This window comes from Exiguobacterium acetylicum, from assembly GCF_019890935.1.
Lineage (GTDB): Bacteria > Bacillota > Bacilli > Exiguobacteriales > Exiguobacteriaceae > Exiguobacterium_A > Exiguobacterium_A abrahamii.
Genome location: NZ_CP082333.1, coordinates 2673131 through 2693706 on the forward strand (window position 1 = coordinate 2673131; position 20576 = coordinate 2693706).

The window sequence follows — 20576 nt, forward strand, 5'->3', positions numbered from 1 at the left end:
AGAGGAGGGATCATCTTTTTAGAGGTGATGCCTCTTTTTCCACACAATTCGCCTAGACGCCTCTAAAAAAACAGACGATACTAAAGAAGAAGACTATTCATTTTTTGAAGGAGTGAAGCCGATGCGTGTCACAATCATCGAACGTCTACACCAATTGCAGACGACCCCATCCTTTTTCCCGGTCAACTGCTACCTGTTTGAAGAAGCAGACAGTTTAACATTGATTGATGCTGGACTCGGAATTAACGCAAAGGCGCTCTATCACTATATTCGACAGCAGGAGAAACCACTCGGTGCAATCATCCTGACTCATGCACACGCCGATCATGTCGGCTCACTGGATTTCCTTGCGAACGCCTTCCCTCTCGCTCAAGTCTGTATCAGTTATCGCGATGCTGCACTACTCAGCGGGGATGAGACGCTACGCGAAGGCGAAACGACACCCTTAAAAGGTGGTATTCCGAAAAACATCAAAACACGACCGGATCGCTTGCTCGAGAGTGGTCAACAAGTCGGAAGTCTCAGTGTCATCGCCTCACCCGGTCATACACCTGGTTCGATCTCGCTTTGGCATGAAGGAAGCCGGACTTTGATCGCTGGCGATGCTTTTCAGACGCAAGGAGGACTAGCCGTCTCCGGCGACGTCCGCTGGCAATTCCCGTTTCCCGCACTCGCAACATGGGATCCGGACGTCGCCCTTCGCTCGGCTGATCAATTGACGGAGCTATCTCCGGATATTCTTGCCGTCGGACATGGTCCACTAATCCTTGGACCAAGTTACGAGATGCGACAAGCCGTCGATCGATTCACTCAGGTCTTGCAGACGAAAAAATCATCACCTTTCAAGTAATGTACGCATATGAAAAAACATCCGCGAACGTGTTCCTGACATGTCCGCTGATGTTTTTTTCAACAGACGACTCATGTCTGTTCTGTAACAGAATAACGATAGACGCGTGCTTCGTAGGGACGCAAGATATCCGGGCTATACGGATAGTTTGATACGAGCAATTTTTCATGCGGTAAAATGAGGGCGGTCTGCATCGGTTCATCATGTACGTTGAGGACGATCCGCCAGACTTCTCCCTCTAATTCCCGCTCATAGATATAGAGATACGGATCATGAAGCGCTAAGTCTCGGTATGTACCGTAGACCATGATCGGATGATCCTTTCGCATCTGAATCAGCGACTTATAAAAAGCAAGCACGGACGATGGATCGGCTTCTGCTTGCGCGACATTGATGTCCGTATAATTCGGATTGACGGCTAACCATGGTTTCCCACTCGTAAAGCCAGCTGCATGTGTACCGTCCCACTGCATCGGTGTGCGGGAGTTATCGCGCGCGAGTAACTGCATCGACGAGAGGACGACCTCTGGGTCCTCTCCGCCAGCGACGCGCTCTTCGTATCGATTTCGAAAGGCGACGTCTTGATAAAGCGACGGATCCGAGAAACGAATCCCCGTCATCCCAATCTCTTCTCCTTGATACACGTATGGAATACCAGGTAACGTATGCAACATCAAACCGAGTAGTTTCGCACTCTCGACGCGGTAGCGTTCACTGCCGAAGCGCGTCACTTGTCGTGTATGATCATGGTTGTTGAGGAACTGTGAATTGACACCTAATGGATATAAGACGTCGTACCAGCGTTTTTGAATCTCCTTGAATCGTAAGAGATCCATCGCTTCCATGTCATCCGCAATCTCGAAGTGAAACAGCGTCCGGAGTTCTTTTCGGTCCTCACTGACATATAACAGTCCATCTTCTGGACCGACGAACGGAATCTCACCGACTGTAAACAAGTCTTTACCAGCGAGAACATTCGCATGCATCTCCTGCAAAAAATCATGCACGCCGGGCTGATTTCCAAGGTACGAGAGATCAAACGGATTGGCGACATCCTCAAACGACCGTTTTTTGATCAAGTTGATGACATCCATTCGGAAGCCATCGATCCCTTGAGCGATCCACCAGTTCATCATATCGTAGATCGCTTGTCTCACAGCTGGGTGCTCCCAATTTAAGTCAGGCTGTTCTTTGGCGAAGGAATGAAAATAATACTGCCCGCGTTCTTCACTCCACGTCCATGGGCTTGGCGCAAAGTACGAGCGCCAGTTGTTCGGAGGCGTCTCTTTCGTGCCATCCTGCCAGATATACCAGTCATCCTTATCGTTGATCCGCTCACATGACTGACGGAACCAGTCATGCTGGTCACTCGTATGGTTCACGACTAAATCGAGAATGACCTTTAATCCACGGGCATGAGCGGCCGTGATCAACTCCTGTAGATCTCCCATTGTTCCCGCTTTTTCCATGATCTCGTAATAATCGGCAATATCATAGCCGTTATCGACGTCTGGGGAACGATAACACGGATTCAACCACACGACATCGACACCAAGTGAAGCGATGTAATCAAGCTTGTCGATGACACCTCGTAAATCACCGATCCCATCCCCGTTCGAATCTTTAAAGCTACGCCAGTAGACTTGATAGACGACTGACTCTTTCCAGTTAGCTCGCTTCATCTTCCCACTCCTCTCCCTACTCTTTATTCCCGCTCCACTTATCTGTACCTGTTTATCCGACAATTTTTTTGAATTTCGAAAAAGTTCTTTTCTTTTGACTGAATATTCGTTATCCTTGACGACAATACCACGAAGGAGGCATTCATCCATGAAACATTTCGCTCCATCCATCGCCATTGATCGGCTTCCTGCTCCCGTCTTCGCTGAACTCGCGAACCGAATTGGTGCTGTAAAAGCAGCCGGACATGATGTCATCACACTTGGTCAAGGAACACCCGACCAGACGACGCCTGTACATATTCTCGATGCCTTAAAACAAGCCATCGACGAGCCAACGAACCTTCAATATCCACCGTTTCGTGGACATGATTTTCTAAAACAAGCCGTCGCGCGCTTTTATGCGACTGAATTCGGTGTCACGATCGATCCGGCAACGGAAGTCGCAATTCTCCTCGGCAGTAAAGCCGGCATCGTCGCCTTACCGCAGACGATCGTCAACCCTGGAGAAGGTGTCATCGTTCCGGATCCAGGATACCCGGATTACCTGTCTGGCGCAGCACTTGCTGGTGCTTACCCGATTACGCTTCCGTTGCTTGAGAAAAATAACTTCTTACCGGATTACGACTTACTTGATACGACGGACGTCGAGCGTGCCCGGATGTTGTTCCTCAACTACCCGAGTAATCCGACGGGGGCGACCGCGACGGCAGAAGCCTTCGAACAGACAGTCGCTTTCGCCGATGCCCATGATATCTGTGTCGTCCATGACTTAGCATACGGCGGCATCAGTTTCGATGGTCCGACACGGAGCTTCCTGCAGACGGAAGGGGCAAAAGACGTCGGGATCGAGCTATTCTCACTCTCAAAACGCTTTAACATGTCCGGCTTCCGGATCGCCTTTGCGATTGGTAATCCGTCCGTCATCTCAAGCATCGAAACATACCAAGAACATCTCTACGTCAGTGCCTTCACACCGATTCAGCATGCGGCGACCGTCGCTCTGACGAGTGATCAGACGTGCGTCCGCGAGTTAAGTAGCTTGTATGAAACACGACGCGATGCGTTGTTCGCAAAACTCGATGCGATTGGTTGGAGTGGTCCACGCCCAGGCGGTTCCTTCTTCGTCTGGCTTCCTGTTCCGGAAGGTTACACGTCCCAAAGCTTCACCGATCATCTACTTGACGAAGCACACGTCGCCGTGACCCCGGGATCATTCTTCGGCGAATACGGTGAAGGCTACGTCCGCATTAGTTTGATTGCTGACGTCGAACGTCTAGAAGAAGCCGTCGATCGAATCGGAACGCTCAACCTGTTCCGGACACCTGTTGCGGAATAATTCTGAAAAAACATTTGACAGATGGGAATCATTTCCGTTAAAGTAAATCCCAACAGCATAACTACTTATCGAGAGCGACCGAGGGATTAGGCCCAACGACGTCCGGCAACCACCTGTAAGGAACGGTGCCACATCCTACAGAATGATTTTCATTCTGAGAGATAAGTTACGAAATCTTACACTTTCGTCGCTTTTTTCTGGTTGCTCTGCTACTAGGAAAAAGCGACTTTTTTGTATGAGGAGATGAGCGGATGATTGAATTCAAACACATTACAAAACGGTTCGTCCGAGACCGGACCCCGATTTTTGCATTACGGGATGTCGATTTGACGATCCAAAAAGGAGAAATCTTCGGAATCATCGGTGAGTCCGGTGCCGGTAAAAGTACGTTGCTTCGCCTGATCAACGGGCTCGAGCATCCGACACAAGGAACCGTCAAGGTCGACGGTGTCTCGCTCGGCGGGATGTCAAAAGCAGATTTGCGTCAACTTCGCTTGCGGACAGGAATGATCTTTCAACATTTCCAATTGATTCAGTCGCGCAACGTCGCGGATAACATCGCTTTTGCACTCAAGGCCGCTGGCGTCAAACGTGCAGATTTCCCGGAGCGAATTCGCGAACTCGTCTCGCTCGTCGGACTTGAAGGATTTGAGACGAACTTCCCGAGTCAATTAAGCGGTGGGCAGAAACAGCGCGTCGGGATTGCCCGGGCACTCGCAAACAATCCGACCGTCTTGTTATGTGATGAAGCGACATCCGCTCTTGACCCCGTTACGACACTACAGATTCTTGAACTGCTGAAGGATTTGAATGAACGACTCGGCTTGACGATCGTCCTCATCACGCATGAGATTGATGTCGTCAAACAGATTTGCCATCGTGTCGCCGTCATGTCGCAAGGTGAAGTCGTTGAAGTCGCCTCAACCTATGACTTGTTCAGTCAAGCCAAGCATCCGGTGACGCAACATTACGTCGATACGGCACTACAAATCGAATTGCCGGAACGCATCTTGCAGGCAACTCCGGGTAAGATCATCCGCTTGCAGTTCACGGGCGAGAAGACCGGTGAGAGTACGTTATCAGAAGCGATCCGCCGTTACGATATCTCAGTTAGCATCTTGCACGGTAAGGTCGACTACATTCAAGACGTCGCCTTCGGTGTCCTGATTGTCAGCTTGACGGGATCATCCGATCAAATCGCTCCTGCCCTCGACTGGCTCGCGACGGAACTTCACGCACTCGAGGTGATTCAGGATGTGGCTTGATCGTATTCAAACGATGTTACCCGAGCTCTTGAAGGCACTCGGCGAGACGGCTTGGATGGTCGGAATTTCACTTACTTTCGCATTGGTCGTCGGGATTCCGCTCGGGATTCTCTTGTTCGTCACCGACCGCGGATTATTTTTTCAAAACCTTGCCGTCCGCCGTGTTCTTGACTTCGTCGTCAACATCGTCCGGTCCTTACCGTTCATCATCTTGCTCGTCGCCCTTATTCCATTGACGAAGTTCTTACTCGATAATACGATCGGTCCGACGGCAGCATCCGTCAGCCTTAGTGTCGCAGCGATTCCGTTTCTCGCGCGCCTTGTCGAAACATCACTCCGCGAGATTCCGCCTGGTCTGATCGAAGCAACAGAAGCATGTGGGGCGAAACCATTACGGATCATCGTCAGTGTCCTCTTACCGGAAGCACTCCCTGGCATCATTCAGGGCATCACATTAACGACGATCAGCTTAATCGGCTTCTCAGCGATGGCTGGGATCGTCGGCGGCGGTGGTGTTGGTGACCTCGCGATCCGTTTCGGTTACTATCGCTACGATAACCTCATCATGATCGTGACGATCGTCGTGCTCATCGTCATCGTTCAAAGTATTCAAGCACTTGGCAATCAACTGGCGCGAAAAACAGATAAACGCTAATCATACATACAAAGGGAGAGTGGAATCATGAAAAAACGATATGCCTTTTTAGCAACAGCCTTACTCGGCGCAGGAGTCCTCGCAGGATGTGGAGACAGCAGTGCTGATGAAAAAGACAAGACGATCAAGATTGGTGCGACGAGCGGTCCGTATAGCGACATGGTTAAACAAGCGATTCAGCCACAACTCGAGAAGAAAGGCTATAAAGTCGAAATCGTCGAGTTCAGCGATTACATCCAACCGAACATCGCCCTCGGTAGCGGGAACATCGACGCCAACTTGTTCCAACACTCGATCTACCTGAAGACGTTCTCTAAAGAAAAGAATCTCGATTTAAAAGGACTCATCACGGTTCCGACAGCACCGATGGGACTATACAGCAAGACAGCGAAGACACTTGACGACGTCAAGACAGGTGCTGAAGTCGCGACGCCGAATGATCCGACGAACCAAGCACGGGCACTGAACCTCTTGGCAGAACAAGGCTGGATTGAACTGAAGAAGGACGCTGATCCACTGACCGTTTCAGAAAAAGATATCGTCAAGAATCCGAAGAAACTCGTCATCAAACCACTTGAAGCGGCTCAACTGCCACGCGCCGTTGAAAGTGTTGATATCTCAGCCGTTCCAGGGAACTTCGCACTTGCTGCGAAATTCGACTTACTCGATGCGTTAGCGCTTGAGACGATGGACGAACAATACCGTAACCTCGTCGCTGTCCAAACGAAAGATGCGGACAAGCAAGTCGCAAAAGACTTAAAAGCAGCCGTCGAATCGGACGCTTTCAATACAGTCATCGAAAAATCATTCAAAGGTTTCAGCAAGCCTGAATGGGCAAACTGATGTAAAAAATGACCGGATTCCAAGGAGAGATCATCTCTTTGAATTCCGGTCGTTTTTGTGTTAGAACCGATACCACATCAGTTCTTCATCATGATAGGTATCATCGATTTTCAGCGCCCGCGGTTCAATCGCGTATGATTTAAAACCAAGTGATCGATACAACGCTTTAGCAGCTTCATTCGTCCGGACGACCGAGAGATGGACTTGTTCAATCACAGGATGCTGCTTTAATGTACGTAATGCCTCTTCTACGAGTTGTCGTCCGACTTGTTGTTTTCGGGCGCGTGGCGTGACGTACATCGCAAACAAATTTGCTCGATGTCGCATTTTGACCGGCTCGGAGCAGACGATAGTGACGACACCGACGAGTTCATTTTCATGAAACGCACCAAACATCATCGACTGTTCGCTTTCAAGACGAGTTGCGTACCGTTCGACGGGTCGATCTTTTTCTGCTTCATAATCAGAACCGAATGCCTCCGGATGGTTTCGTAAGGCTTCTAACCGCAGTGCTTTGTAACGAGTTGCATCTTCTGCCGTCAATTGACGTATTTTCAACTGCTCCACCCCCTGCCTGTAGTATAGTACAAACCGCCCTACGAAAAAGAGGACGACATCGAGCGATATCGTCCTCTATTCTTCTATTTAAGGTGTCCGGAAATTAATCGTGAAGTACGGTGCGTTGTCTCGGAATGCTACACCGACATCCGCCTGCTTAAAGTCTTTTTGAAGGATATTATCGCGGTGTCCTTTTGAGTTCATTAAGCCCCAATGCGCCGCAAAGACGTTCGGATAGCCCATCGAGAGATTCTCACCGGCTCCCATGAACTTGATACCGCCTTGTTCCATTCGATCGAACGGGTCACGCCCTTGTGGATCCGTATGCGAGAAGAAATTATTCTTCGCCATGTTTTCGCTGTGACCACGTGTGACCGGCTTCAGTGCCGTGTACGGTGCTAACGGATTCAACTTATAGTCGGCCCGTTCCCAGTTCATCAACCGAAGCATCAGTTTCTCATCTGTCGTTCGCAACGCATTCGACGCAGTACCGTAGAAGCCCTTTTTCTTCGCTTCGACGTCTTTTGGAATCGCAAGCGTTGCTTTGACTTTATTGCCGTCATGTTGATCGAAGAAGTACGTCACGTAATTGCCTTTCTTCTCGTAGACGGCGGCATGATCCAGATTCAACATGTAGTTCGTGTTGCCTTTACGGTAGGACTTCACTGCGGTCCATCCTTTTTTCTTCAAGGAAGATTCCGTATCCTTATTCAAGACCGCGCCTTGCGTCGTCACGCCGTTCTTGAAACGATACTTCCCGTAATCCTTGCCGTCCTTCGTCAAGGCGACAAATTCCTCCGTTGATGTCCGTCTGACTTCCCAGTCATATCCCGGATACTCACTGCTATATCGATCAATCAGCTTGCCGCCACTTTTCGGATAATCGGCTTCTGCTTGTTCCATTGGAATGTTTTCGTAGCCGAAAAAGGCTACTGCTGCTACTCCGATGATTAGCCATTTTTTCATGTCCTCGTTTCGCCTCCTTCTACTTCATTACCTTTATTTTAAAAGAAAATCATTCCATCGAACAGTCATCGGCTCTCATTTGTCTAAATCACATCTTTCGTCCATAAATCCGACACATTTCGTGAGAACGCTCCCATTTCAAAAAAGCTTTTGTTTAAACGATTCTTAAAAGTATTTAATATACATTCTAAATGATTTTCCCCTTTTATTAAAATGTGTGAACATTCTTTTATTTCATTCTAAACGATTTTTGATTGCTCTCCGATTCTCGACTCGGTATCATTAGAATTCGTAAGCCAAACTTTCAATGCTTTTCCAAATAACATAATGATATGAAGGAGTTGACCTATGGTTTTACTGTATTTCATTTATGAATCCATTGCTTTTTTACCGATTCAACAATACTTATTTTCCGGCTGGATGATTCTTGTCGCGTTGACCGTATCGTTTAGCTTGGCTAATGCACATGAAGATGTTCGGCTGAATCAACGGCTCGGTTTTGAGTTGCTCGTACCTGGATCAGGTATGCTGCTCTCTAAGAAATTCATCCCTGGTCTTGCTATCATCCTGTTCTTAATCATCATCCACTTCACGTATATGTTCCGTGCCATCCCTCTACCGATTGCTTTAATTGCGACGCTTTCCATCAGCACACTCTCACTTCTTTCACTTTTTATCCCAGCACGCAAAAAAGCGGACCGCTAAGTCCGCTTCAGATTGTAAACGAATGGGCTGACTCAAAAAAAGAATGACGCGTCTTTTCACACCCTTTCCTCAGGCGAGACACAAGCCAGTTTTCCCGCTCCATTCGAGCAGGAAAACGGGTCTTATTTGTCTCTGACAGCGCAAAATCGCGCTTTTTCCTGTAGGAGTGGCGTGTGACACGTCATTCTTTTTATACCGAAGGATTTGAGGAGCGTTTTGTTCACTCGACATCGCTTCCTAGGGAAAAACAAGCAAGAGCGACCCTGCAGCGAAGCGAAGCGGCGCGATGCTTGTCCCAGGAAAACGATGCGAGAAGAACAAAAAAGCGCAATCCTTCTCGTTAGAGAAAAATTGCACTTTGTCTTCAGTCTCAAGCGGACCGCTAAGTCCGCTTTTTAATTTCATTGATATTTTGTTGTTTCTTTCAACTTATACTTGTTCGATAATTCAAGCCAGATTGTTTTGTCTTTTTTGACTTTCACTTGAATGTACGGACGTCCTTGCGAAACACGGAGGGCAAGTAATTCGCCTTGTTGATCCTTATGCGTTTCACTTGCTTTTAACCAGTGACGACCTAATTTACGCTCAATGAAGATATGCTTCCCTTTTTGAACAGCACGCCAGATGCCGACTTCTGCTTTTCCTTTGACCGGTACGGCCGTCTCTGCACCTTGAATCGAGATAATCGCTGGATCGTGATCACTCGCGCTACCATCTGCTTCCATATACTCTGAGTTGATGTTGACGATATCTGAAGACGTGTAACGTTTTAAGTTGTTCGAGATTAAGATATGGTCGAGTACTTGGGCATTTCCGTTATAGACGTACGAGTAGCGCTCAGACTCAGGAAGATCATCGACCGTGTTCCAGAGATTTTTCCCTTTCAGGATATCAAGTGTTTCTGAGAACTGGAAGTCGTTCAAGTCACCGAGAACGACGACGTTCGAGTCTTTGACTTCCGTTTTCAATTCAGAGACGAAATCTTGGACGATGTTCGCAATCGCATGACGCTGGACTTCACTCTTACGTACAACCGGTTGGTTCTTACCGAAGTCAGCTCCGTCGCCACCTTTTGAGTTGAAGTGGTTGACGATGACATGGTACGAATCACCATTGAAGAGGAATTCCGCGACGAGCGGTTTCCGTGAACTCGCGAAGTTCGGATCCGTCGGCTGAATGCGACCTGGGTTTTTCGTCAGCTTGCCGTTCTCAACTGCCACGGCTTCTGTTGCACCACCTTTTTCACCTGGTGCGAGTGATACACGTGCTGGATTGTAGAGGAATCCGACACGGATATTTCCGCCCGGCTGTCCGCCGTCCTTCTTGTCTTCTGGTGCGATGTCCGTATAGGCATAGCGGACACCCGTTTTCGCTTCGATCGCCGCGATCAATGTCTCGAATGATTTCGAAGCATCGACTGTACCGCTATCCGTTGCGCCATCGTTATCCTGCATCTCTGTCAAACCGACGATGTCCGGTGTCTTCAAGAACGTTGCAATTCCTTCTGAGACGCGATCGACTTTTCCTTCGTCTGCTGTTGAAGCAAAGTTCTCGACGTTGTACGAAGCAACAGTCAAACGTGATTTACCTGTTTCGATGTTTGTTGGTTGACGATCTGCTTCACGCGCGATGAGTGGTGGAAGATCCGCTGCTTTTGAAAGGACTTTATACGCCGAATAGTTATAGCTCATGACACCTTCAATCGTACCGTCGAATGTATCACCAGCTTTTGCACGGTACGACGAGCTTCCCATCTCGACGAAGAGACGCTCCGGATTGACATTATCCTTCGTCAGGATCGGTGTTCCACGTTTCGTGTAGACCTTATCCGCTGTCTGCGTCCGAACTGGAATCGTCCGGTTCGCTTGTGGTCCTGTGACGATCGCGTTCGGTAAAGCGACACGCATACCTTCTAAGCTTTCGTATAAGTCGATTGCATCTTCTTCTGGATCAAACTGAGCAAACGAATCGTTGTCGACGACTTGTGTTGGAATCAAGACGCCTTCATCGCCAAGAACGATGCTTGCTGGTAATCCTTCGTTGAGTGCACCCTTCACGAGATTGACCGTACTGATTTCCGTGACCGCTAAGTCTGTATCGAACTTATCGCTGTAGCCGCCAAGCAACCACTCTTTGACATATCCTGTCGTCGCGACTTTTTGTCCAACGGCAGCACCGTGGTTTTTCGCATAGACGAGAATCCCTTCCGATGTCCGGCTGTCGTTATCCGGATTCGGATCCTGCATGTAGAAGTTGTTCGCATCGACGACGTACGTGACGACACCTGTCGTCCGGACAAGTTGATCTGCGTAAGGCGACGTATGCGCAACGCCTTGGATGTTGCTAATTTTCGTGATCGGTGGTGCGATATAGTACTTGAATGTCGAAACAGCTGACGTTTTACCGTCCTTGACGGCAACTGCTTGAATCGTCACTTCATCGTTGATCGTGATCGGTGACGTATACACCGGACTGTCGACAGTCGGTGTCGTGCCGTCGACTGTATAATGGATCGTTCCTTCACCTGATAATGTCACTTGATCTCCACGTTCGACTTCACCGACCGGAGAAGCTGTAGGTGCTGCAAGAACGTCGCCCGCTTCTGTCTGATGACTGCCGAGATTCGTCAGTGTATCGACCGGGAAGCTCGTCCACTGTGATGGTTCGTACGTTTTAGCACCAGACGTGACGCCCGCATTTCGCACGAGTGTCGTATCTTTTGCGAAATCCGTTGATGAACCGAGTGGTCCGATGATATCAAGAACGACATCGCCCTTTTTCAGTGCGATGGGATCATTCCCGTTGAAGTTCAATGATCCCGTCGTCAATTGTGCTTTTGCTTTGATGTCCGCATTCGCACTCGAGTTCGCGATGACGAACGTCTTCCCTGGATCCACTTTCCCCGATAGTGTGATTTTCGCTTCTGACGGTCCACCGTTCGTATATTGAACGAGGGTATAGTCCGCTAAATCAATGATTTGCCCCGACCCATTGTACAGCTCGATTGCCTTGTTGTTACTTGTTCCTTCTATGTATTCAGACAAGATGACGCCTTCGCCTTCTGCCCCGACAAGACCCGCTTGTGGAAGGATTCCTGCTGTTAACACTCCGGCCAATGCCCACTTTCCAAACGTACTGCCGTATTTCATGATGAGACCCCCTATTGAATTTTCTGACACTTCTTCATAATATCAGATTATATTCTTAATAGTGTATATTTTTCGTAAAAAAAGATACCATCCTTCGTAAATGAAAGAAATGGTATCGCTTACAACATTTTATTGTTCGTCTTTGTGACTTTCGTACCATTTTTCAGCTTGCGATGTCGCGATCGGAATGGCGCGTCCCTCTTCATATCCGTCTTTTAATAACGCGTTCGCGATCTCAATCGCTTTCTTTCGAAGTGGCGGATCAAAGTTCTTGAATGACTCCGGGTAGTCGTTCTCATTCCATGGCATGTCGTCACCCCCCTTCTTTCAGCATTACCCGAAAAAAGGCACAAAAAAAACGCCTCATCAGCGTGTCGTTGTTTTTGGTTGTCATGAGAATCGAGGATTACAGGTGATCAAAACACCTGAAACGACGAAAGCCCTACCTCTCTTTCGTTGTTACGGCTCCTTGGCCGCGCCAGCTGAATCAAGCATTTTAGCAAGAATCGTGATGCGTCTGCAACGGACGCATGATACTGGGATTTTTAGAAATAGCTCGGGAATGAGCGGAAAAGTATCGATTGGAAGGTTTATCTTGCTGGGTCAACTTCTCCTCGTAGTATGAAGAAGGACAAAATAAAAGCGATGACTTATGTCTGACTCATTTGTCAGTAGCGGTCTAAAAATCCTGACCTGTCGATTTAATTGTATGATATGGATTGAAGATTCTCACATGAGTGATCATCCCCGATTCATGACTTATATTAATTTATCACACTTTCCTTTACAAAGTCAATCTTTCTTTTTTAAAATCGTTTTTTCCTGTCTTAGAATTGGAGTTGCACCTGCCGTAAAAGCCGAGTATCGTGAAGAGGACTCATTACTATAGAAGAAACGAGGGAAATCCATCATGTCGAATCGACTAATCCATGAAACGAGTCCCTACCTATTGCAACACGCTCATCAGCCTGTCGATTGGTACCCGTGGGGCGAAGACGCCTTCACTGCCGCTCGGGAAAGCGGAAAGCCGATCTTTTTATCAATTGGTTATTCGACGTGCCATTGGTGCCATGTGCTGTCTCACGAAAGCTTCGAGGATGAAGAAACGGCACGCCTCTTGAACGAACGCTACATCGCAATCAAGGTCGACCGGGAAGAACGTCCTGACATTGACCACTTATATATGACGGCGGCTCAAGTCATGAACGGACAAGGCGGCTGGCCACTGAGTGTCTTCATGACAGCGGACCAGCAACCGTTTTATATCGGTACGTATTTTCCGAAGACGCCTCAGTTCAACCGCCCGAGTTTTCGTCAGGTGACACTTCAGCTCAGCGAGCAATTCCGCCGTTCACCAGAGAAAATCGCACAAGTCGGTCAGAACATGTCGCAGACGCTTCGCGACGTATTGCAGCCTGCGAATTCTACCCATACTTGGGATGAATCAATCATTCACGAGACCTTCGATCAGGCGATGCGACAATTTGACCGTCAACACGGTGGATTCGGCGAGGCACCGAAGTTTCCGTCGCCTGCCCTACTTCGTTTCTTGCTTGATTATTATCAATTCGCGGAAGACGAGACGGCGCTCCATATGGTCATGCGTTCATTGATCGCGATGCGTGACGGTGGGATGACCGATCAAGTCGGCTACGGTCTGTTCCGCTATACGGTCGATGCCAAGTGGGAAATTCCTCATTTCGAGAAGATGCTGTACGACAATGCTTGGTTCGCGACCTTATGCATCGAGACATATCAAGTGACCGGACAAATCCGCTTCCGACGTTACGCGGAAGAAGTCCTATCGTTCACAGAACATGAGCTGACCGCACCGGACGGAACCTTCTACGCCGCACTGGATGCAGATAGCGAAGGAGGCGAAGGACACTATTATACGTTTACGGCAGCTGAACTGACGGAATTACTCGGACCAGACGCACTGTTCCCGCGCTTCTACCATGCTTCACCATCAGGAAATTTTGAAGGACGAAACATCTTTTACCGGACGGGACGAACACTTGAGGCATTCGCACGTTCTGTTCCCTTGTCTCCTGCTGAGACAGCGGCGCAACTCGAACGCGAGCGCCTGCTTCTTCTTCGTGCGCGAAATGAACGTCCGCGTCCGTTTCGTGACGATAAGCGCTTGACATCGTGGAACGCGATGATGATCTCGACGTTCGCTAAAGCCGGTCGTGTCTTTGATGAACCGCATTATACACGCGTTGCAACGCGTGCGATGACATCGCTCGAGCGCTTCGTCCGAACGGAGAATCAACTTGCCGTTCATTACCGCGATGGACAAGCAACCGGACATGGATTCCTCGATGACTATGCTTATTTGATTGATGCACATCTTGAACTGTTCCAATCAACACGACGGGCGCTTCATCTAAAGGAAGCTTTAGCACTTGCAGATGTGCTACAAGGTCAGTTCCAGACAGTAGACGGCTATTTTTATCTGACATCTTCACGCTCCGATGAGCTACTCGTTCGTCCACTTGATCTGTATGATGGGGTCACACCTGCCGGAAACAGTGTTGCCTTACACGCCTTCTTCACGCTCAGTCGCCTCACCGGGCGTCTCGTCTATCAGGAAAGTGCCGAACGGGCTCTTGCGGCATTAGTCGAAGAAGTCGAGCAACAACCAACAGGCTTTGCCTCACTTGTCAGTACGTTCACCTATCGGCAGATGGAACCGAAGGAATTGATCATCTTGATTCCCGAAGAGTCGGAAATCCCAATCGAAATCAATCAACTGCACCAGATGCGCTTACCAGAAGTCGCCTTGTTGATTGGGACGAAGCGTGACCTTCTACCGCTTGTACCACTGATTGCAGATTATCCTGAACCAAACGTACCTACCGCTTATCTCTGTCATGATTTTTCATGTGAACGACCAACGACGAACCTGACAGAACTCCTCGCTCGTCTCAACATCTGATCATATCCCCTCTTGTTTAAACAAACAGGAGGGTTTTTCAAAAAACCAGACCCCTTTTTTCAAAATAATTCAATATCTTATTCATAAAAATCCGATATTGTCGATAGTAAGGATAGGCAATAGATTCCACAACTTAGACTTAGACATCCTAGAAGCCGATTCCGTCCATCCGGACGAATATCTACTAGGAGGAAAGATACTTTGAACACGACATCATTCTCGAAGACCTTGAAGGTGTTCACGAGCTTTCTCATCGTTTTCAGCATCGTTTTAACATCTTTACCCGTAGCTGAAGCAGCGACGACGAAAGCGACGACCTACCGTCTGTCTACCGATAGTTATCTGTATGACAAGACGGCATCTTCTCGGAAACGCTTGTTGACGATCAAGACCGGAACTGTCGTTTCATCCACGTATGCTTCTGGCGCATTCAGAAGAGTGACATACGCTGGAAAAACGGGATATGTCGCGTCGAAATACCTCACGCTGTACGAAAAGAAACAAACCGTTTCTGGGCAGCGCTACCTCGTCCTCAAAAAAACACCGATCAAAAAGACGGCAGTGGATACTGCAGAGACGATCGGTACGTTGAACGAAGAGGATGTGTACTACACGTCACAACGTGTGACGAATCCGTATGGCGAAACATGGTACCGCGTCACATATGACGGGAAGACAGGCTATGTCGCTGCTGGTGCAAAAGCAGTTGCCTATAAAAAGGTGACGAACACGACGTCAAGAACGGTCGACGCTTATATCTTGCGCCAATACGCTGGAACCGGTTATCCAAAAGTTCAGACCATTCCATCTGGAAAAGACGTTAAAATCGTCGGTCGGATCGAGGACTGGGTCAGCGTCGAGTACGATGGAAAAAAAGGCTACATGCACCAAGATGCGTTCGACTCTTCTGAAAAGCAAAGTGTGACCATGATCCCAAAAACACGGTATCAAACGAAAAGTGTGACACCCCTTTACAGTCAAGCGGAAGCGAAGAATAGCTTAGCCAGTCTTCCGAAAGGCACGATTGTCACATCAAGCGCTAAGACGGCAACGTATCATCAAGTCACATACGCTGGAAAGACGGGTTATGTCTTATCCGCTACATTGGCAGAGTACACAGAAAAGACGAAGCTTCCGTCTTCACGCTTCTTGTTGACAGCATCACTTGCCATCAAGATGACACCTGCAACCAATGGAAAAACACTTGCGACACTAAGTGCCGGAAACGTCTACTACACGAAGACACGTGTGACGAATCCACTCGGTGAAACATGGTATCAAGTATCGAAGGAAGGTAAAACCGGCTTCGTATTAGCAAATCAGGCAACACCTATCGCTTACGAGTCACAATCAAACCTTTCATTGAAAACGACAGCCGCAACAACGGTTCGCTCGTACGCAGGTCCATCGTATGCAACAGTGCAAACGATCCCGATCAATACGGTCATCAAGATTTCTGGACGGATCGGCAATTGGTACCGGGTCAATTATAACGGTAAAACGGGATATGCTGCTTCCAGCACCTTTACGACGCTTGCAACGAAGCAGAAAATTGCAGGTGCACGCTTTGAGCTTGAAAAAGCGGTTTCGATCAAATCTTCACCAGATACAAAAGCATCCACGCTGACAACACTACAGAGCGGTGACATCTACTACACGACACAACTCGTGACGTCAAACGGTCAGCAATGGCATCGTGTGAGCAAGGATGGAAAGACCGGCTACATTCCTGTCGGTCAAGGGAAGAGCGTTCGTTATCAATCGGACCGGATCGTCATGCAGACGACGACTTCGACGCCTCTCCGTTCATATGCTGGAAACACTTACGCGACCGTCAAAACGATTCCTTCTAGTACAAGCATCACGGTCACTGGAATGATCGATGATTGGTATCGTGTGACGTACAACGGGAAAACAGGTTATATCGCTTCACGTTACGCTAAGGAAAAAGTCATGACGCAATCGATTCCATCTTCTTCTTATCGCCTTGGACGTACCGTCGAAGTAAAAACGTCACACCAAGCGACAGCTGACACTCTCGTTCGTCTCTCTTCTGGAGACGTCTACACGACGAATCAAGTCGTCACGACTGGTCGTTTAGAGCAATGGCATCGCCTGACGGTTGACGGGAAAACCGGTTACATCCAAATCAATCAAGGTTCACCTGTCACATACGAAAGCGTCAATAACCATCGCTATCAAGCAACGACGGATACGACACTCCAGTCGGATGCCGGTTCAGCTTATGCGACGGTGACGAAGCTGCCAAAAGCAGCCGTCGTTCAAGTAACAGGTAGTCTCGATCAGTGGTTAAAAATCAGCTACGCTGGTAAAAACGGCTATGTCTTAAAATCAACACTGACACCGTACACGGAAACGAAAAAGATTACGGGTGCACGCTTCTTGGCGAATCAATCACTTGTCGTCAAACAAGCACCGGACGATCAAGCAGCAACTGTAACGACACTCTCGTTCGGAAATGTCTATTACACATCTTCTTTGATCACGTCGTACACGAACAGTTCGTGGCACAAAGTGACGATTGATGGCAAAACAGGTTATATCCGCACCGGACAAAATACCTCATCAATCAAATACGAAGCAAAACAAAAATTGTACGTACGGGCTACATCAAACGTTGCTTTACGCTCTTACGTCGGTAGCTCATACAATGTCATCAAGACGATTCCTCAAAATCTCGTCGTCACCGTCTCTGGTCAAATCGGTGATTGGTATAAGATTTCCTACGATGGCAAAAGTGGATATGCGTATAAGGGGGCGTTCGTGACGACTTCTTCTAAATTAAACGTCTATAACTCCGTCGCGACACCATATACGTTCGATAACTTCATCAGCGCACAGATGAAACTGAATCCACCACCGCAAACGGATATCTATAAAAACAAATTGATGTACGTCAGTACGGGTTACGTCCGTCTCGGTGGTGCACTCGATCCAGTCAATGGAACGATCGCGACTGTCACAGCGACGACACCGCTCAACATTCGTTCAGGCGCTTCGACAGCAAGTCACGTCTACGGTCAATTCCAGCCTGGTCGGATGATTCGTGTCTATCAATCCGTCAGTGGCTTCTATACGACGTACCCACGTGTCTATTCGAACGCAACGAATTACTCGACGATCCAGTGGTTAAATGCACTCGAAACAGACGTCCGTAACGCTGCTGACCCACTTAAGGTCGACCGAAATTCTTCAGACTTCTATCAGTTCCTTGATCTATCGAAAACAACAGGTGCGACACCTGCGACACTCGATAAGATGTTAGCGAACGTGACGAAAGGCGAAGGAATCTTTAACAAGTGTAGCAATGGTAGTTGTGGTCAAGCGTTCATCGATGCTGGTCAAAAGTACAGCGTCAACGAAGCTTACTTGATCTCCCACGCTTTGCTTGAGACAGGTAACGGAAAATCGACACTTGCGATGGGTGTGACATGGAATGGACGCAAAGTCTACAACATGTACGGCATTGGTGCGTATGATTACGATGCAATCAACACCGGCGCTGCTTATGCGTACAGCCAAGGTTGGTTCACTCCGGAAGCCGCGATTGTCGGTGGTGCTGAATTCATCAGCACGAAGTACATCCACAATGTCTATGGACAAAATACGCTTTACAAAATGCGTTGGAGTCCGATGCGCCCTGGTAGCCATCAGTACGCAACAGACATGGGTTGGGCCGTCAAACAGACGTCACGGATCTATTCACTCTATCAACAGATGGATAGCTATACGGCAACCTTCGATATTCCGGTCTTCGCTCGTTAAGGAGACGATGAAGCTGAGTATTTGAATCAACGAAATGATTCCAACAAAAAAGGAAAGACCGTTCTAGTGACTTCACTGGAACGGTTTTTCCTTTTTGATTGATGTAGAACGAAAAAGGTCATTCTCCACTCCTACAGGATGAGGAAAGGGAGAATGACCGACTCGTTCGTCTTGTGAAAAGACAAACTTCGAAGAGAACCCCTGCATTTACGCGGAAGGGCTCCCCTAGCGTTCCATGTCATCGGCAACGATTTGAATATCGATCCCGCGGACATGACGCATGATTTCATTGATGATCGATCCACGCCGGACTTCCTGCCAACGGGTCCGCGCAGATTGACCGAGGACGATTTGGGTGATGCGATGATGCTTAGCAGCTGCCGTGATCGCTTGGGCGATCGAGCGCTCCCCTTGGATTCGGATCAGCACCTCTGCTCCGAACAAGGAACCACTCTCGCGCACCATCGCAAGCACTTCTTTTTGTTTCGCATTCAATTGATTCTCTGCCGTCGGTAAAATCGTCAGCACATAAAGATCCGCTTTCAGACGACTCGCCATGCGAAAGCCGCGATAGATCAACTTCCGTGCGTTGTCGTTGAGCTGGATGCAGACGAGAATCCGTTCTTGTAGCGACGCCGGATCCTTTTCAATCAACAAGCGTGATTGATAGACTTGATCGTCGACTTCGTCTGCGACCTGACGCAGTGATAGCTCACGTAAGCTCGCAAGATTCTGAAGCGAAAAGAACGAATTCAAGCTCTGTTCAATCTTTTCCTTCTTATAGATCTTTCCTTGCTCGAGTCGTTCCCGTAACGTTTGTGGCGTGACATCGACGAGTAGAATCTCATCGGCTTCCCCGAGAAACGGATCCGGGATGCGTTCCCGCACTTCGACACCCGTCACTTCCTTGACTTTAAAGAGTAAGCTTTCGAAATGCTGGATATTGACGGCAGAGTAGACATTAATTCCTGCTTCAAGCAATGCAGCAACATCTTGATAGCGTTTCTTTCGTACCGATCCCGGCGCATTCGTATGCGCCAGTTCATCGATCAGTACGATATCGGGGCGACGGGCAATGATCGCGTCCACGTTCACCTCGGGGAATGTCTTGTCCTTATAGACGACTTCAAGTAGCGGGACTTGTTCGAGTTGCCCGACCATCTCCGCCGTCTCTTTTCGACCGTGTGTCTCAATCAGACCGATGACGACATCCTTGCCTTCAAGCGTCAATGTTCGTGCATCGGCAAGCATCTTATACGTCTTTCCGACACCAGGAGCTGAGCCGATGTACAGCTTCAGCTTTCCTCGTGTCATGATTTACTCCGATCAAGTGCTAAGTTCAAGCGCAGGACATTAACGTAATCATGGGTTCCTGCTTCCTTCGTGATTAACTTTCGTACTTCTTCACGCGACAGGTCGCGCGCGGTTGCGATACGCTTCGCCTGAACCAAAGCATAATCGACTGAGATGTGCGGATCGAAGCCAGAACCGGATGTCACGAGGGCATCGTCCGGAAGCGAAGCGCCGTCCACTTGGTTCTGTTTCTGTAATTCCGCCATCTTCGTGCCAAGCTCCGGGTTCGATGCTGCTAGGTTATCCCCAGCAGACGCTCCCGCTAATTGATCGACCGCTGATGGACGTCCATGAAAATACTGTTTCGACGTGAACGGCTGGGCAATCAATTCCGATCCGATGAATTTTCCGTTTTCTTGTACTAAAGAACCTTCAGCTTTATCCGGTACGAGTAGTTGACCGAACAGGGTCAATAAAGCGGGAAAGACGATCCCGCATAACGCCGTGACGAAGATCGTCACACGAATGGCTTGTTTCATGATTCGTT

Annotated in this window: 15 protein-coding genes and 1 riboswitch; of the genes, 8 read left to right on the forward strand and 7 right to left on the reverse strand. The window is 48.5% G+C overall.

Features of this window, described 5'->3' with window-relative positions:
- Positions 1-121 precede the first annotated feature (121 nt).
- Positions 122-850 (forward strand): MBL fold metallo-hydrolase, encoded by a 729-nt coding sequence (locus tag K7G97_RS13870; RefSeq protein ID WP_223040819.1) that lies wholly within the window; start codon positions 122-124, stop codon positions 848-850.
- A gap of 71 nt (positions 851-921) precedes the next feature.
- Here K7G97_RS13870 and K7G97_RS13875 read toward each other — a convergent pair whose 3' ends face one another.
- Complete coding sequence (locus tag K7G97_RS13875; protein ID WP_223040820.1) at positions 922-2532, reverse strand: glycoside hydrolase family 13 protein; 1611 nt, start codon at positions 2530-2532, stop codon at positions 922-924.
- 148 nt (positions 2533-2680) lie between these two features.
- Here K7G97_RS13875 and K7G97_RS13880 point away from each other — a divergent pair, with 148 nt between their 5' ends.
- The 4 genes from K7G97_RS13880 to K7G97_RS13895 all read left to right on the forward strand — a co-directional run bounded on the left by K7G97_RS13880 (position 2681) and on the right by K7G97_RS13895 (position 6631).
- Positions 2681-3868: an aminotransferase class I/II-fold pyridoxal phosphate-dependent enzyme gene (locus tag K7G97_RS13880; RefSeq protein WP_195864456.1), complete on the forward strand. Its 1188-nt coding sequence runs from the start codon at positions 2681-2683 to the stop codon at positions 3866-3868.
- A 62-nt stretch (positions 3869-3930) separates the two neighbouring features.
- Positions 3931-4036: riboswitch (SAM riboswitch) on the forward strand.
- 83 nt (positions 4037-4119) lie between these two features.
- The gene (locus K7G97_RS13885) at positions 4120-5133 is read left to right on the forward strand and encodes a methionine ABC transporter ATP-binding protein (protein ID WP_058712982.1); all 1014 of its coding nucleotides are present in this window, start codon (positions 4120-4122) and stop codon (positions 5131-5133) included.
- Positions 5123-5788 carry a methionine ABC transporter permease gene (locus K7G97_RS13890; RefSeq protein ID WP_223040821.1) on the forward strand — a complete coding sequence of 222 codons (666 nt, stop codon included), beginning with the start codon at positions 5123-5125 and terminating at the stop codon, positions 5786-5788. The genes K7G97_RS13885 and K7G97_RS13890 overlap by 11 nt, the downstream gene beginning before the upstream one ends.
- A gap of 27 nt (positions 5789-5815) precedes the next feature.
- Complete coding sequence (locus K7G97_RS13895; protein ID WP_223040822.1) at positions 5816-6631, forward strand: MetQ/NlpA family ABC transporter substrate-binding protein; 816 nt, start codon at positions 5816-5818, stop codon at positions 6629-6631.
- 60 nt (positions 6632-6691) lie between these two features.
- Here K7G97_RS13895 and K7G97_RS13900 read toward each other — a convergent pair whose 3' ends face one another.
- Positions 6692-7189 carry a GNAT family N-acetyltransferase gene (locus K7G97_RS13900; RefSeq protein ID WP_223040823.1) on the reverse strand — a complete coding sequence of 166 codons (498 nt, stop codon included), beginning with the start codon at positions 7187-7189 and terminating at the stop codon, positions 6692-6694.
- Between the two features lie 87 nt (positions 7190-7276).
- Positions 7277-8155, reverse strand: a complete 879-nt coding sequence (locus tag K7G97_RS13905) for a CAP domain-containing protein (protein ID WP_223040824.1) — start codon at positions 8153-8155, stop codon at positions 7277-7279.
- A 348-nt stretch (positions 8156-8503) separates the two neighbouring features.
- On the opposite strand from K7G97_RS13905, the gene K7G97_RS13910 reads away from it, so the two are divergent.
- Positions 8504-8860: a hypothetical protein gene (locus K7G97_RS13910; protein ID WP_223040825.1), complete on the forward strand. Its 357-nt coding sequence runs from the start codon at positions 8504-8506 to the stop codon at positions 8858-8860.
- A gap of 401 nt (positions 8861-9261) precedes the next feature.
- Here K7G97_RS13910 and K7G97_RS13915 read toward each other — a convergent pair whose 3' ends face one another.
- Both K7G97_RS13915 and K7G97_RS13920 read right to left on the reverse strand, forming a co-directional pair.
- Positions 9262-12009: a chitobiase/beta-hexosaminidase C-terminal domain-containing protein gene (locus tag K7G97_RS13915; RefSeq protein WP_223040826.1), complete on the reverse strand. Its 2748-nt coding sequence runs from the start codon at positions 12007-12009 to the stop codon at positions 9262-9264.
- A gap of 129 nt (positions 12010-12138) precedes the next feature.
- Positions 12139-12318, reverse strand: coding sequence for a DUF2188 domain-containing protein (locus K7G97_RS13920; protein ID WP_035396111.1), 180 nt, complete (start codon positions 12316-12318; stop codon positions 12139-12141).
- A 601-nt stretch (positions 12319-12919) separates the two neighbouring features.
- Here K7G97_RS13920 and K7G97_RS13925 point away from each other — a divergent pair.
- Both K7G97_RS13925 and K7G97_RS13930 read left to right on the forward strand, forming a co-directional pair.
- Entirely contained in the window at positions 12920-14950 is a 2031-nt protein-coding gene (locus K7G97_RS13925) for a thioredoxin domain-containing protein (protein WP_262415756.1), read from the forward strand.
- Positions 14951-15151: 201 nt separating this feature from the next.
- Positions 15152-18736 carry an SH3 domain-containing protein gene (locus K7G97_RS13930; protein ID WP_223040827.1) on the forward strand — a complete coding sequence of 1195 codons (3585 nt, stop codon included), beginning with the start codon at positions 15152-15154 and terminating at the stop codon, positions 18734-18736.
- A gap of 225 nt (positions 18737-18961) precedes the next feature.
- On the opposite strand, the gene K7G97_RS13935 is transcribed toward K7G97_RS13930, so the two are convergent.
- Positions 18962-20050, reverse strand: coding sequence for a universal stress protein (locus tag K7G97_RS13935; protein WP_050678132.1), 1089 nt, complete (start codon positions 20048-20050; stop codon positions 18962-18964).
- Positions 20047-20568: a K(+)-transporting ATPase subunit C gene (gene kdpC / locus K7G97_RS13940; protein ID WP_223040828.1), complete on the reverse strand. Its 522-nt coding sequence runs from the start codon at positions 20566-20568 to the stop codon at positions 20047-20049. Before kdpC ends, K7G97_RS13935 begins: the two co-directional genes overlap by 4 nt.
- Between the last annotated feature and the right edge of the window lie 8 nt (positions 20569-20576).

Coding starts and splice junctions, on each gene's coding strand:
- K7G97_RS13870 (WP_223040819.1), top strand. CDS start 122: ATGCGTGTCACAATCATCGAACGTCTACACCAATTGCAGACGACCCCA.
- K7G97_RS13875 (WP_223040820.1), bottom strand. CDS start 2,532: ATGAAGCGAGCTAACTGGAAAGAGTCAGTCGTCTATCAAGTCTACTGG.
- K7G97_RS13880 (WP_195864456.1), top strand. CDS start 2,681: ATGAAACATTTCGCTCCATCCATCGCCATTGATCGGCTTCCTGCTCCC.
- K7G97_RS13885 (WP_058712982.1), top strand. CDS start 4,120: ATGATTGAATTCAAACACATTACAAAACGGTTCGTCCGAGACCGGACC.
- K7G97_RS13890 (WP_223040821.1), top strand. CDS start 5,123: ATGTGGCTTGATCGTATTCAAACGATGTTACCCGAGCTCTTGAAGGCA.
- K7G97_RS13895 (WP_223040822.1), top strand. CDS start 5,816: ATGAAAAAACGATATGCCTTTTTAGCAACAGCCTTACTCGGCGCAGGA.
- K7G97_RS13905 (WP_223040824.1), bottom strand. CDS start 8,155: ATGAAAAAATGGCTAATCATCGGAGTAGCAGCAGTAGCCTTTTTCGGC.
- K7G97_RS13910 (WP_223040825.1), top strand. CDS start 8,504: ATGGTTTTACTGTATTTCATTTATGAATCCATTGCTTTTTTACCGATT.
- K7G97_RS13915 (WP_223040826.1), bottom strand. CDS start 12,009: ATGAAATACGGCAGTACGTTTGGAAAGTGGGCATTGGCCGGAGTGTTA.
- K7G97_RS13920 (WP_035396111.1), bottom strand. CDS start 12,318: ATGCCATGGAATGAGAACGACTACCCGGAGTCATTCAAGAACTTTGAT.
- K7G97_RS13925 (WP_262415756.1), top strand. CDS start 12,920: ATGTCGAATCGACTAATCCATGAAACGAGTCCCTACCTATTGCAACAC.
- K7G97_RS13935 (WP_050678132.1), bottom strand. CDS start 20,050: ATGACACGAGGAAAGCTGAAGCTGTACATCGGCTCAGCTCCTGGTGTC.
- kdpC (WP_223040828.1), bottom strand. CDS start 20,568: ATGAAACAAGCCATTCGTGTGACGATCTTCGTCACGGCGTTATGCGGG.